The sequence below is a fragment of the Wenzhouxiangella psychrophila genome, from assembly GCF_042310375.1.
Taxonomy (GTDB): domain Bacteria; phylum Pseudomonadota; class Gammaproteobacteria; order Xanthomonadales; family Wenzhouxiangellaceae; genus Wenzhouxiangella.
In genome coordinates this window covers 32383-44675 of the sequence record NZ_JBHJMQ010000003.1, presented here as the reverse complement: position 1 = coordinate 44675, position 12293 = coordinate 32383, and the positions used below count along the sequence as shown (strand labels likewise).

Annotated in this window: 13 protein-coding genes; 10 read left to right on the top strand and 3 right to left on the bottom strand. The window is 67.2% G+C overall.

What is annotated here, in order from left to right; genetic code table 11:
• Nucleotides 1–3: 3 nt before the first annotated feature.
• The gene (locus tag ACDC66_RS04900; RefSeq protein ID WP_376695565.1) at nt 4–501 is read right to left on the bottom strand and encodes a DUF4124 domain-containing protein; all 498 of its coding nucleotides are present in this window, start codon (nt 499–501) and stop codon (nt 4–6) included.
• 129 nt (nt 502–630) lie between these two features.
• Here ACDC66_RS04900 and ACDC66_RS04895 point away from each other — a divergent pair, with 129 nt between their 5' ends.
• The gene (locus tag ACDC66_RS04895) at nt 631–2301 is read left to right on the top strand and encodes an NAD(P)/FAD-dependent oxidoreductase (protein ID WP_376695564.1); all 1671 of its coding nucleotides are present in this window, start codon (nt 631–633) and stop codon (nt 2299–2301) included.
• Here ACDC66_RS04895 and ACDC66_RS04890 read toward each other — a convergent pair.
• Nucleotides 2288–3262: a chorismate transformation enzyme, FkbO/Hyg5 family gene (locus tag ACDC66_RS04890; RefSeq protein ID WP_376695563.1), complete on the bottom strand. Its 975-nt coding sequence runs from the start codon at nt 3260–3262 to the stop codon at nt 2288–2290. The two genes, ACDC66_RS04895 and ACDC66_RS04890, sit on opposite strands and share 14 nt — an antisense overlap.
• Entirely contained in the window at nt 3252–4538 is a 1287-nt protein-coding gene (locus ACDC66_RS04885) for an NAD(P)/FAD-dependent oxidoreductase (protein WP_376695897.1), read from the bottom strand. Before ACDC66_RS04885 ends, ACDC66_RS04890 begins: the two co-directional genes overlap by 11 nt.
• A gap of 206 nt (nt 4539–4744) precedes the next feature.
• Here ACDC66_RS04885 and ACDC66_RS04880 point away from each other — a divergent pair, with 206 nt between their 5' ends.
• The 9 genes from ACDC66_RS04880 to fabG are packed head-to-tail and all read left to right on the top strand — an operon-like array spanning nt 4745 to nt 12195.
• A complete protein-coding gene (locus ACDC66_RS04880) occupies nt 4745–5020 on the top strand; it encodes a phosphopantetheine-binding protein (protein WP_376695562.1) in 276 nt (91 codons plus the stop codon).
• A gap of 26 nt (nt 5021–5046) precedes the next feature.
• Nucleotides 5047–5655 carry a hypothetical protein gene (locus tag ACDC66_RS04875; RefSeq protein ID WP_376695561.1) on the top strand — a complete coding sequence of 203 codons (609 nt, stop codon included), beginning with the start codon at nt 5047–5049 and terminating at the stop codon, nt 5653–5655.
• The gene (locus ACDC66_RS04870) at nt 5652–6983 is read left to right on the top strand and encodes an AMP-binding protein (RefSeq protein WP_376695560.1); all 1332 of its coding nucleotides are present in this window, start codon (nt 5652–5654) and stop codon (nt 6981–6983) included. The genes ACDC66_RS04875 and ACDC66_RS04870 overlap by 4 nt, the downstream gene beginning before the upstream one ends.
• Complete coding sequence (locus ACDC66_RS04865) at nt 6980–7288, top strand: hotdog family protein (protein ID WP_376695559.1); 309 nt, start codon at nt 6980–6982, stop codon at nt 7286–7288. Before ACDC66_RS04870 ends, ACDC66_RS04865 begins: the two co-directional genes overlap by 4 nt.
• On the top strand, nt 7272–8210 hold the full coding sequence (locus tag ACDC66_RS04860) for an LpxL/LpxP family acyltransferase (protein ID WP_376695558.1): 939 nt from the start codon (nt 7272–7274) through the stop codon (nt 8208–8210). The genes ACDC66_RS04865 and ACDC66_RS04860 overlap by 17 nt, the downstream gene beginning before the upstream one ends.
• Nucleotides 8158–8754, top strand: a complete 597-nt coding sequence (locus ACDC66_RS04855; RefSeq protein WP_376695557.1) for a LolA-related protein — start codon at nt 8158–8160, stop codon at nt 8752–8754. The genes ACDC66_RS04860 and ACDC66_RS04855 overlap by 53 nt, the downstream gene beginning before the upstream one ends.
• Complete coding sequence (locus ACDC66_RS04850; protein ID WP_376695556.1) at nt 8751–11006, top strand: MMPL family transporter; 2256 nt, start codon at nt 8751–8753, stop codon at nt 11004–11006. Before ACDC66_RS04855 ends, ACDC66_RS04850 begins: the two co-directional genes overlap by 4 nt.
• Entirely contained in the window at nt 11003–11443 is a 441-nt protein-coding gene (locus ACDC66_RS04845) for a hypothetical protein (RefSeq protein WP_376695555.1), read from the top strand. The genes ACDC66_RS04850 and ACDC66_RS04845 overlap by 4 nt, the downstream gene beginning before the upstream one ends.
• The gene (gene fabG / locus ACDC66_RS04840) at nt 11440–12195 is read left to right on the top strand and encodes a 3-oxoacyl-ACP reductase FabG (protein WP_376695554.1); all 756 of its coding nucleotides are present in this window, start codon (nt 11440–11442) and stop codon (nt 12193–12195) included. The genes ACDC66_RS04845 and fabG overlap by 4 nt, the downstream gene beginning before the upstream one ends.
• Nucleotides 12196–12293 lie beyond the last annotated feature (98 nt).

Genomic DNA, 12293 nt, shown 5'->3' with positions numbered 1-12293 from the left:
CCCTTATCGGCCAAAAACCGGGTGGTCTTCGTACACTTCGCGGTTATGGAAGGGCATGTCGACAATATCGTCCGGCTCGATTCCGAGCCTCCCGTCGACCTCGCGCAGTTCGCCGATCATCGCCTTGCGCTGTTTCGGGTCAAGGTGCCTGCGCTTGAGTCCCGACAGCAGCTCCTTGCGCTTACGCTCCAGCGACAGTCGCTCATTGCGCGACAGCGTTTGACCATCGCGGGAGCGCCCGGGCCGGGACCGCTGCGAGCCTTGGCCGTCATCGGCACTCGCGGACAATCGATAAACCGGTGCCCCCGAAGTCGTCGACGCCCGGTGGCCCTGGTGCGGCGTGGCATCGACACGATCCGCCTCACCGATGTCGGAGCGGCAGGGCAGGTCCGAAAACGTGGTGGAGCCATCGGCAAGCTGACAGCGATAGACCTTCTGGGCATCGACGTCGGCGACCAGGCAGGTCGCCAGCAGCAACATCAAGGTAATCGGGTTGTTCATATGTCCCCCGTCTGAGCATGTGTGGACGGGGCACAAGCTAGCAAGCGTGGCGGATCCGGCGCAGTGGGAATTTTGCCCCGATCGTTGTGCGAACACGGCGATCAACGCGCGGCGCCGTATAATCCGGGCATGAATACGCACGATGCCATTCCCGCCGAAACCGACGTCGCCATCCTTGGCGGCGGGCTCGCCGGGCTCACGCTGGCCCTGCAGCTGAAGCAGGCAAATGCCGGCGTCCGGGTCACGGTCGTCGAACGCAACCGCCACCCGGTGCCCGAAGCCGCCCACAAGGTCGGCGAGTCGACGGTCGAGATCGCCGCCGACTACTTCACCAACGTTCTCGGGCTGGCCGATCACATCAAGCGCGACCAGCTGCGCAAGTACGGCCTGCGCTTCTTCTTTCATGCCGGCGGGCACGACGACCTGGCGCAGGCGGCCGAGCTGGGCGCTGCCCACCTGCTGACCGTGCCCAGTTACCAACTCGACCGCGGCATCTTCGAAAACCACCTGGGGGAGCGAGCGCGCGAACTCGGGGTCGATTTCGTCGACGGCGCCCGCGTGACCGGTACCGAACTGGCCGGCGATGGCGACGCCCCGCAGCGCGTGCACGTCGAGCGGGGCGAGGAGACGCGCGTGATCGAATCGCGCTGGGTCATCGACGCCATGAGCCGCGCCTCGCGCCTGCGCCGCAAGCTCGACCTGGTCGAAGACAACGGCCACCACTGCTCGGCCGTGTGGTTCCGCATCGACCGACGCATCGATATCGACGACTGGAGCGAAGACGCCGCATGGCAGGCGCGCTGCAGCGAGTTGCCGCGCTGGCTCTCCACCAACCACCTGATGGGGGCCGGTTACTGGGTCTGGCTGATTCCGCTGGCTTCAGGCTCGACCAGCGTGGGCATCGTCTTCGATAACGCCCTGCATGACTTCGACTCGCTCAAGTCCTTCGACGGCGCCATGGCCTGGCTGGCCGAACACCAGCCGCGCTGCCACCGGGCGGTCCGCGAGGCCGGCGGCGAGCTGCAGGACTTCCGCTTCCTGCGCCATTTCTCGCATGGCGCTCGCGCCGTGTATTCGGGACAACGGTGGGCGATGACCGGCGAAGCAGGCGTATTCCTCGACCCGTTCTATTCACCCGGCAGCGACTTCATCGCGATCTCGAACACCTACGTCACCGACCTGGTGCTGCGCGAGATGGCCGGCGAGAACATCACGCGCCGCGCGCGCCTTTACGAACGCTGCTACTTTTCCTTCTACGAATCTTCCCTGGCGCTCTACCGCGGCCAGTATCCGCTGTTCGGCCACTTCCGGGCGATGAGCGCCAAGACCGTCTGGGACTACGCGTACTACTGGGGCGTGCTGGCGCTGGTTTTCTTCGCCCGTCGCCTGACCGACATGAACTTTTTCGCGCATCACGGCGATGAGCTCGACCGGCTCAGGCGCATCAACATCGAGATTCAGGCCATGTTCCGACGATGGGCCGAAGTGGAGCCCGATCGCGAAGCACCCGGCGCCCTGGTCGACCAGTCGGCCTCGCCGCTGCTGGTGCGCCTCAACCGCGAACTCACCGAAGTCGCAGCGGATAATGAAGAGATGCTGGCGAAACGGCTGCGGGATAATGCCGACATGCTGCACGCCCTGGCCCTCCGACTGCAGTCGATCGCCCCGACCAGGGCGCGTACCGAACTACAAACAGCGGAGGCCGCTCGCAAGGTCGAAGAAGACCTGCTCGACGGACTGCCGCGGGCCCTGACCGAATGTCCCCGAGGGGTCGCCGAGGCCGCCGTCAGCTCCGGCTGACCGCCTCGATCTCGACCAGCAGGTCCGAACGGCAAACATCACCGCGCAATCCGGCCAGGCGCGATTCCGGCCAGCGCTCACGCAACCGGCGCTCGATCACCGGCCAGTCTTCGGCGTAACGCACGTACACGCGCAGCAGGCCGGTGTCGTCGAATTCGGCGAGCCCCGGCCGGCCCAGCTTTTGCGCCGATTCCGACAACAGCGTCTCGAGGTTGCGGATCACCTCGTCGATCTGGCCGTCGAGATCGTCGACGTGCTGGCTGCGGTGGCCAACCACGCTGGCGGTGCCGGAGACCATCAGCAATATCGAATCATCACGCCCGGCCACCGCCGTGGCACGGGCGAAAGACGGGCTGCGCGGCCCGTATTGCCGTGGATACCGGTAGGCACTGACCTGTCGCGGGTTCTCGATGTTGATTCCGGGCGCCGGGGCACACAACAGGTAGATTCTCAGAAGCGGTTCGTCGCCCCCGATGGCGGTGCCGGCACACAACTCGCCGTGGCCGTAGCCGGCCTTTTCCAGCGCAGCGGCCCGCCCCAGGCAGAACCGGCGATAGCGCTCGGCGTCGCCGTCACCGGCGTTGATCGCCGGCAGATAATTCCATGCACGCAGCAAATGGCGGCAGCCGGCTTCGGCAGCCGCCGACAGCAAACGCTCGTAAGCGGACTCGACTGCCTCCCGCGGATCCGCGGCGGGGTCGTCGGACTGCTCGAGTGCCAGGAACAGCAGGTCGCCGGCGCGGCGCCACGTGAGATCGCCGGTGCCGCCGGCTTGCACCGCCCCGTCCACGCGCCAGTTCTCGGCGGCGAGGTCGCCACCCAGCCAATCCAGGCCACAGCCGGCCGTCCCGGCCCGCGGCGAGGCCAGGGCGAAATGCAGCAAGGTGGCCTCCGTCGGCAGACCGCCGGCTTCGACCGCCAGGCCCCCGGGCAGGTCGATGTATGCGGCCTCATGCAGCATGGTCAAACTCCATTCGGGCATTGCGCAAACGCTGTCGCCGGGCCCGCACGGCCCCCGGCAGGTAGCGCAGGCTCATCAACGCATAGATCAGGCGGAACAAGCGCAAGCGCCGCCGCACGCGGGGATTGTCGTGCAGGTCACCGGCCAGCACGGAAATGACCGACTGGCGCAGCCCGAAGACGTTGCTCGGATTGAGAAACAGATGGCGCATGGCCGGCGCCGGAAAACGGTAGATGAACCAGCACAGCTCGCGCACGCCGCGGCGCACCTTGCGGCGGTAGGTCTTGCGGGCCCGGGCCGCTGCACGTGGATTCCCCGCCAACTGGGCACGCACGACGTCCGCACCCAGCCGGGCGCTGTACATGGCGAAGAAGACCCCGGAGGAAAACACCGGGTCGACGAACATGCCGGCATCGCCGACGAGCAGCCATTTATCGCCCATCAATTGGCGCGAGAAGTAGGAATAGTTGCCGGTTGCGGTGATCGGCGAGACGAGTTCGGCGGCGTCCATGCGCTCGGCCGCGTGCGGGTTGAGCGACAGCGTATCGAAGAAAAAGCCGTCGACGTCGCGCCCACGACGGCGCAGGTAATCGGGATTGCACACCGCGCCGACACTCATCACGCCATCGGCGAGCGGAATCATCCAGATCCAGCCGTGCTCGAACCAGTAGATGCTGATGTTGCCGGCCGCCTCACCGCTGCGACGCGGCACGTTGCGAAAATGCCCGTAAAGCGCGGCCGTGCCGTGTTCGCGGTTGCGCTGCTGCAGGCCGAACCGCCTCGACAGCAACGCATCGCGACCGCTGGCGTCGACCACGAAGCGCGCTCGGAAACGACGCTCGGTACCGGCGTGCGCGACTGTCAGTTCGGGGTCGTCAGCTTCGAAATCGATGCTGAGTACGCGCGTCTTCTGGAAAGATTTCGCGCCGCATTCGGTGGCGTGATCGAACAGCATCCGGTCGAACTCCGATCGGCGAACCTGCCAGGCATGACCGCAGCCATCCGGCACATCGAGCGCCTCGTCGAAGCGAATTACATGGCGCTTTTCTTCGGCGGCATCGCTGGTGAAGTCCGCGCCGGGCTTGAACACGCCGTGACCGGCCAGCCGACCTTCGAGTCCCAGTTCGCGAATGATTTTCATGTTGTGCGGCAACAGCGACTCACCGATGTGAAAGCGCGGGTGCTCGTCCTTTTCGAGCAACACGACCGAGTGACCGTCACGGGCCAGCAGGCTGGCCATCGTCGACCCGCCCGGACCACCGCCGATGACGGCCACATCAACCCGCGACGGCAGGAAAGCGAGCTGGCAATCGCCAGGCTGGAGTCGGGAAGCGGCGGGTGTCGGTGGCATCTTCCGTATTATAATGTCGTTAACAAAGTTGTCTGCCGTCGTCGACGGCCAGCGCCCCAATCCGCAAGATCATATTCATATCCTGGGCGGGTTCGACGCACGAGTCGTCGCCGCAGCCGGGAGGAGCAGAAATGAGCACACAACAGTCGCCGCAGGAACACGAACTGGCCGAACTGATCGTCAGCGCGCTCAACCTCGAGGATCTCTCTCCCGAGGACATCGAGCCCGAAAAACGGTTGTTCGGGGGCGAGTATGGACTCGACTCCATCGACGCCCTGGAACTGGCCGTGGCCATATCCAGGCAGTACGGCGTTCAGCTCAAGGCCGATGACGAACGCAATCGTGACGCCTTCGCCAACCTGCGCTCACTCAACGATCACGTGCAGTCCCTGCGCGAGCAGGGATGACGGGCCGGCCGGCCCGGTAACCCCTTATGCCACGCTGGCGACTGATTGCCCTGGCTCTCTACCCCGTGCTGGTCTATGTCTCGCTGTACCTGGGCCGGCCCGAGCTTCGCTCGCTGTGCCTGCCGCTGCTGGCGCTGCTGTTCCTGCCGCTTCTGCCGGGCATGGTCGGGCGAACGATGCTGATGGGCTCGGCCCTGGCGCTGGCGGGCCTGGCGCTGTTCGCGCCCTCGCTGGCGCTGTGGCCGCCGGGCGTGATTTTCGTCGGCATTGGTATCTGGTTCGCTGGCACGCTCCGGGAAGGCCGCACACCGTTCATCGAGCGCTTTGCCAACCTGGTCCATGCGAGCAATGGCACCGAGGCGCCCGGCCATGCACGCCGATGGCTGAAAGGCTGGACGCTGGCCTGGGCGATCGTGCTCGCGGCCATCGGCGGCGTGGCGCTGTGGCTGGCTGCCGGTGATCGTGTCCAGATCTGGCTGATCTGGGTCGTGGTCGCCGCCCCACTGATCATGCTGACCACGCTCTGGCTGGAGCTGCTCCTGCGGCGGCGCGTCTTCCCCGAGGACGAGCACCCCGGACTGATCCGATTCCTGCTGGACGTGATACGCATTCAACCGCATCATTTCGCCCGATGACTACGCTTCCCCTGACCAATCGCTCGCTCAACGAACTCGTCATGCTGCACGAGGACGAACCGGTGACCGTCGGTCGCTTCATCGCCCGCGCCGCCATGCTGGCCCGGCAACTCCCCGAAGGCCGGCCGGTCATCAACCTCTGTCAGGACCGCCACGCTTTCAGCGTGACTTTTGCGGCGGCCATCATGGGCGGCGGCTGCAACCTGCTGCCGGCCAATCGGCTCAAGGCCACGGTCGACGACCTGGTCGACAGTTTCGACGGCGCCGTGGTCGTCGCCGACTGGGAACTGGAAGGCTTCAACGGCACTTGCATCGATCCCTCCAGGGCCCTGGAAACCCAGGACACCGCCCGCAGCGTTCCCCGAATTCCCGCCGACCAGCCGGCCGCCACGGTGTTCACTTCCGGCAGCACCGGACGCGCATCACGCATCGAAAAGCCCTGGCGCACGCTGCACGACAGCAGCCTGATCAATCTCGCCCAGCTCGACCCGCCGCCCGGCGCCCGCGTGCTGGCCACGGTGCCGCCGCAGCACATGTGGGGCCTGGAGACGTCCGTGCTCATGCCCTGGTTCGGGCCCGTGACGGTCGTCTCGGCGCATCCGTTCTTCGTCGCCGACATCTGTCGGCAGCTCGAACGGATCGAGCAACCGCGCGTGCTGGTCTCCACGCCGGTTCACCTGCGGGCCCTGGTGGAATCGGGCATCGATCTGCCGACCATCGAACGAGTCTATTCGGCGACAGCGCCCCTGAGCCGCTCCCTGGCGCGGCGCATCGAGCGAATCAACGGCGCCAAAGTCGTCGAGATCTACGGCTGCTCGGAAACCGGCTGCCTGGCCCGGCGCCAGACCGCCCGCGTCGAGGACTGGCAGCTGTTCGAGGCCTTCGAACTCACACCCGACGGCGACGGCACCGTGGCCCGGGCGCCGCACCTGCCCGGGCCGGTGCGCCTGATGGATCACCTGGAATTTCGCACCCGCGACAGCTTCCGGCTGCTCGGGCGCCAGAGCGACCTGGTCAATATCGCCGGCAAGCGTGCTTCGCTGGCGGAACTGACCGGCATCCTGCTCGACATTCCCGGGGTACTCGACGGCGTCATTTTCCAGCCGCCGGAGACCGACGATGCCCCGGCCACCCGCCTTGCCGCCCTGGTCGTGGCGCCGAACCTGGAAACGGCCGATATCCGCCGTGCACTCGGTCGCCGGGTCGACGCGGCGTTCATGCCGCGGCCACTGCGACTGGTCGACCGACTGCCGCGGGCGGAGACCGGCAAACTACCGCGCCAGTCCCTGCTACAGTTCTTTGCCAAAACCTGCAGGGAGGCGGGATGAATCCGATCGACGTCATCTGCCGCATTCCGGCCGATCATCCGGCCCTGCCCGGGCACTTTCCCGACAATCCGGTCGTGCCGGGGGTCGTGTTGCTCGAGCTTGTGCAGCGCCAGGCGCGCGTGCTGGCCGGCTTTCGCGACGGCCCCACGCGCTGGCAGCGCATCAAGTTCCTGCATCCGGTCCGGCCCGAAGAACCGATCCGCCTGCATATCGAGGGCACCGCCGACCAGTTTTCCTTCGTCATCAAATCCGAGGACGGCCAGGCCGTCGCGCGTGGGCAGTGCCGTCATGGCGCATTGGCGTGAGCGCCCGGAGGGCGGCAACCGCTTCTGGCTCGTCCTGATTCGCTGGTGCATCCTGCACGTCGGGCGAAGCTTCGCCCAGTTCTGCATGCTCCCGACCACGCTTTACTTCTTCCTGGTGCGCGGGGCCGAACGGCGCGCTTCTAGGGAATGGCTCCGGCGAGTCGAGGCACCGCAGCAGGGCTGGTGGGGCGTGATGATCCACATCTACACCTTCGCCATCACGATTGTCGACCGCGTGCTGCTGCTGGCCGGGCGCGGTGACGAACTCGACGTGCGACCCGAGGGTGTGGAACACCTGCACGAGATGCTCGACCAGGGGCGCGGCTGCATGCTGCTGGGCTCACACCTGGGCAGCTTCGAGGCGATTCGCGTCTTCAACCGACAGGCACCGCCGCAATACCGCCACCTCAAGGTGGTGATGGATCGCAACCAGAACTCGCTGATGACGCAGATGATGGAGGAAATCTCGCCGGATATTCGCGACACCGTCATCGACGCAAGCCAGCCCGGGCCGGCCATCGTGCTCGAAGCCGGCGGGGTGATGGAGAAAGGCGGTATGGTTGCCATGCTGGCCGACCGGACCTGGGCCAGTGAAGCCGCTGTAGAGGTTTCCTTTCTGGGGCGCCCGACCCGCCTGCCGGCCTCTCCGCTGGCGATTGCCGATACACTCGAGGTTCCGGCCGTCATGGTGTTCGGGCTCTACGAGGGCCGGCGACGGTATCGGCTGGTGTTCGAGCCGCTGCCGGGACCGGCCACGCGCTCGAAGTCGCGAAGCGAGCGGCGCCGTTTGCTCAACGAGCGTATTCAGCACTACGCCGACCGCCTGGCGCACTATGCACGCGAATACCCCTACAATTGGTTCAACTTCTATGATTTCTGGACTGCTGACACTGATCCTGATCGCCGCGGCCACGACGACTGAGGCCGGCGCACCCGAGGATCTCGACCGACTGCTCTCGTCCCTGGCTCCGGAGGGCGATCGCGCCGAATTGCATTTCGTCGAGCGGCGCAATTCGCCGCTGCTCTCCGAACCCCTGGTCGTGACCGGCCGACTGTGGCGCAACCGCCAGGGCCAGCTCGTGCGCCAGACCCTCGAACCCCGCGAAGCAAAACATACGCTGGGCTCGAACATGGTCATCATCGAGCGCCCCGGGCACTCGCCCCGCAACTACAGCCTCAGCCACATCCCGGAGCTGGCGGTGCTCTACCACGGCCTGTCCGCGCTGCTCGCCGGCGACGCCGATGCCCTGCGCGAACGTTTCAAACACGAGCTGACCCATGAAGAATGCAGTGACGATAGCAGTGAAGAAAGCTGCTGGCGACTCATCCTGGAGCCACGCGACGAAGCGCTGGCCGCGCAGGTCGAGTCGCTCTCGCTCAGCGGCACGGACGACCGGCTTGAACGCTTCGTATTGACGCTGTCCGACGGCGAGAAGATCGAAACCGAGTTGAGCCGCCAGCCGTGAGACACATCTGGCGCCCACTGCTGGCCCTGTTGCTACTGGCCGGCGTCGGCGCCCTCGCCGTTTCCGCCCTGGAGCTGGACTACCGCCTGGACGCCTTCCTGCCCGCGCCGAAAACGGCCCAGCAACAGATCGTCGTCGACCAGGTCTCCGGCGGCAGCGCTGCCCGCCTGATTCTCGCCGCCGTCGACGGTGAAGACCCGCTGGCGCTGGCCGAAACCAGCCGCGCCCTGGCCGAACGCTGGCGCGACATCGAGGGCGTGGAGCGCGTCGACAACGGTGACTGGTCTCGGCAAGAGGCCCTCCTCGATCAACTCATGCAGGCGCGCTTCGTACTGGCGGACGATATCCCGGAGCGCGTGGCGGCCGACGCCGTGGCCGAAGCACTCGACGATCGCCTGTCCGACCTGACCGTGGCCGGCCGGCGCGTCGAGCCGCTGATCGCCCGCGACCCGCTCGGCGTGGTCGAGGAACTCGCCGCCGGCCTGGCCGAAGGCCGGCAGGCCAACCGCATCGACGGCGCGTGGTTCGATGCCGCCGGCGAACGCGCCCTGCTGGTCGTTCAGTCGTCGCACGCGCCCTACGCCATCGACCAGCAACAGCGACTGCTCGAGGCATTGCGTTCGAGCTTTGCCGATATCGCCCCCGATGGACAAGGCCTCGAACTGGCAGGCGCCCCGGTCATCGGCGTGGCCAGCGCCACGGCTTCCAGGTCCGACGCGCTGCGCCTGAGTCTCTGGGGCAGCGCACTCCTGCTGGCGGTGCTTGCATTTGCCTGGCGCTCGGTGAGCGCCATCATCGCCGGCGCCGTACCGCTGGCTTTCGGCGTGGTCTGCGGCCTGGCCGTAACCGTGCTGGCCTTTGGCCAGGTACACGGCCTGACGCTGGCCTTCGGCTTCACGCTCCTCGGCGTCGCACTAGACTATCCCGTCCACCTGTTCGGGCACGCTGACCGGCGCGCGCTTTCGGCCACCGCCCGCAACATCCGCGCTCCCCTGTTGCTGGGTGTGACCAGCACGCTGATCGCCTATGTCGCGATCTGGCTGTCGGACAGCCCGGGCCTGGCCCAGCTCGGCGCCTTTTCGGCCGCCGGCCTGGCTGGCGCGGCCCTGGCCACACTGTTCCTGCCTGTTCTCGACCCGGCCTTGCCCCGTCGGGTCCAGCCGACCCGCGTGACGCCGTTCAACTGGCCGGCCGTGCCCCTGATTCTCGCTCTCGCCGCCCTGGGCTTCCTGGTCTGGCAGGGTGATGCGCGCTGGTCCAACGATCTCTCGCGAATGAGCCCGATCGATCGCAGCCAGATCGCCGCAGACCGCGAACTACGGGCTGCAGTCGGCGGCGGCGAGGTCCGACACCTGATCGCGACCCGCGGCGAAACCCTGGATGCCGCGCTCGAGGCAAACGAACAGACAGCAAGGTTGCTGGCGTCCGCTCGCGCACAGGGCCTGATCGAAGGCTGGCAGGCCGCCAGCGATCTGCTGCCGTCCGAGGCAACCCAGCGCCAGCGCCTGGCGGCCTGGCCGGCAGCCGAGGAGATGCGCAGTCGTCTGGATGCCGCGGGCTCGGGTTTTCGTCCTGGCGCGTTCGAGCCTTTTCTCGTCGACCTGACCCGCGCCCGATCCCGGGGGCCGATTTCGCGCGAATTCTGGCAAGGTACCCCGCTGGCCGCCCGGCTCGATTCCCAACTCACTCAGACGAGCACGGGCTGGCACGCGCTGATCCAGCCGGTCGGGCTATCGGATGCCGATGCGCTGGCCCGTTTTCTGGAAAACAACCAGGCGCCGGCACAGCTTGTCGATCTCACCGAGGGCTCACAGGCCATGGTGGCCGCCTGGCGGCAGGAAGCGTCGCTGAGCCTGGGCCTGGCCGCCGCCCTGATCGTCCTGTTGCTGTGGCTGCGCCTGCGTCGGCCAATCGAAACCCTGGCGGTGCTGCTGCCGCCGGCCGCGGCCGTTCTCGTGGCCGCCGCGACCATGAGCTACCTCGACAGCGGGCTGACCATCGTGCACCTCATCGGACTGCTGCTGACCGCCGGTATCGGCCTGGACTTTGCGCTGTTCTCGCGCAGTTTCCGAACCGACCCGCCCGCGGCGGCGCGCAGCCGCCGGGCCATCAACACCTGTGCCCTGTCGACCGGCGGGGTCTTCCTTGTCCTGGGGCAATCGACCATCGGCATGCTGCAGATGCTCGGCTTGACCGTGGCGCTGGGCATTTTGCTATCTTGGCTGTTTTCGCGCATAGGCTTGCCCCGATGACCCAGCGGATCACGGATATCGCAGTCCGCGTGCCGCACGCCGGCGACATGGTGCTGATCGACGAAGTCGTCAGCCACGACGATTCGCGTATCACCTGCCGCGCGCAGACCGGCCCGCTCGAGGATCACCCGCTGGGCCGGAAGGGCCGGCTGCCGGCCAGCGCCCTGGCCGAGTACGGCGCCCAGGCCATGGCCGTGCACGGCAGCCTGCTTGCGGCCGAGGACATGCCGCCGCGGGAAGGCCGGCTCGTGGCCCTGCCCGAACTCGAACTCGCCGTTGCCGCCCTCGAAACGCCCGCCGAACTGATCATCCACGCCGACCGCGTCGGCGGCAGCCCGGTGGGCGAAGTCTACGAGTTCAGGGTGCTCAGCGACGACAGGATGCTCGCCAGCGGCCGGGCAACCGTCATGTTCCCGAACCCGGGCACGGCCGCATGAGCCGGGCGAGAAGCAGTCGCCAGCCCGATCCCTGCCACGCGCTGGTCACCGGCGGCTCGGGCGATATCGGCGGGGCTATCTGCCGATTGCTGGCGGCCGACGGGCATCACGTCCTGGTCCACGCCGGACGCGGTCTCGAGCGCGCCGAAGCCGTGGCAGAAACCATCCGCAATGAAGGCGGCCGGGCCGATGCCGTGCAGTTCGACCTGGCCGATGGCGCGGCGACACGCGCCGCGGTGGCAGAGCTGGTCGAGGCATCACCGCTCGGCGTGGTGGTGCACAACGCCGGCATCCATGACGACGCCCCGATGGCCGGCATGTCACCGGAACAGTGGCAGCGCGTCATCGAGATCAACCTCAACGGCTTCTACAACGTGGTCCAGCCGGCGCTGCTGGGCATGGCGCGCCAGCGCTGGGGCCGGGTGGTGGCCGTCTCGAGCGTGGCCGCACGCCTCGGCAATCGGGGCCAGGTCAACTATTCGGCGGCCAAGGCCGGGCTGCACGGCGCGGTCGCCTCGCTGGCGCGCGAGATGGCCAGCCGGGGTATCAGCGCCAACGCCATCGCCCCGGGCGTGATCGACACCGGCATGCTCGGCGAGCTCGATCGCGAAGGCCTTCTGTCGGCCATCCCGGCAGGCCGCTTCGGCCGGCCGGAAGATGTCGGCGCACTGGCGGCCTTCCTGTGCTCGGACGCCGCGGGTTACGTCAACGGGCAGGTGATTGGGGTGGACGGCGGCATGGCACCGGGCTAAGGATCGCCAGGAGAACTACTGCGCGGGCGGCTGAGGGCATCCGGCGGTCCTCAAAATCCTCATGTATTCACACATACACTCCGGTTTCTCCGGTCCGG

Excerpts from the sequence above, each read along its gene's own strand:
- ACDC66_RS04890 (WP_376695563.1), bottom strand. The coding sequence starts at position 3,262 with ATGCTGCATGAGGCCGCATACATCGACCTGCCCGGGGGCCTGGCGGTC.
- ACDC66_RS04865 (WP_376695559.1), top strand. The coding sequence starts at position 6,980 with ATGAATCCGATCGACGTCATCTGCCGCATTCCGGCCGATCATCCGGCC.
- ACDC66_RS04875 (WP_376695561.1), top strand. The coding sequence starts at position 5,047 with ATGCCACGCTGGCGACTGATTGCCCTGGCTCTCTACCCCGTGCTGGTC.
- ACDC66_RS04880 (WP_376695562.1), top strand. The coding sequence starts at position 4,745 with ATGAGCACACAACAGTCGCCGCAGGAACACGAACTGGCCGAACTGATC.
- ACDC66_RS04870 (WP_376695560.1), top strand. The coding sequence starts at position 5,652 with ATGACTACGCTTCCCCTGACCAATCGCTCGCTCAACGAACTCGTCATG.
- ACDC66_RS04855 (WP_376695557.1), top strand. The coding sequence starts at position 8,158 with ATGATTTCTGGACTGCTGACACTGATCCTGATCGCCGCGGCCACGACG.
- ACDC66_RS04860 (WP_376695558.1), top strand. The coding sequence starts at position 7,272 with ATGGCGCATTGGCGTGAGCGCCCGGAGGGCGGCAACCGCTTCTGGCTC.
- fabG (WP_376695554.1), top strand. The coding sequence starts at position 11,440 with ATGAGCCGGGCGAGAAGCAGTCGCCAGCCCGATCCCTGCCACGCGCTG.
- ACDC66_RS04895 (WP_376695564.1), top strand. The coding sequence starts at position 631 with ATGAATACGCACGATGCCATTCCCGCCGAAACCGACGTCGCCATCCTT.
- ACDC66_RS04900 (WP_376695565.1), bottom strand. The coding sequence starts at position 501 with ATGAACAACCCGATTACCTTGATGTTGCTGCTGGCGACCTGCCTGGTC.
- ACDC66_RS04845 (WP_376695555.1), top strand. The coding sequence starts at position 11,003 with ATGACCCAGCGGATCACGGATATCGCAGTCCGCGTGCCGCACGCCGGC.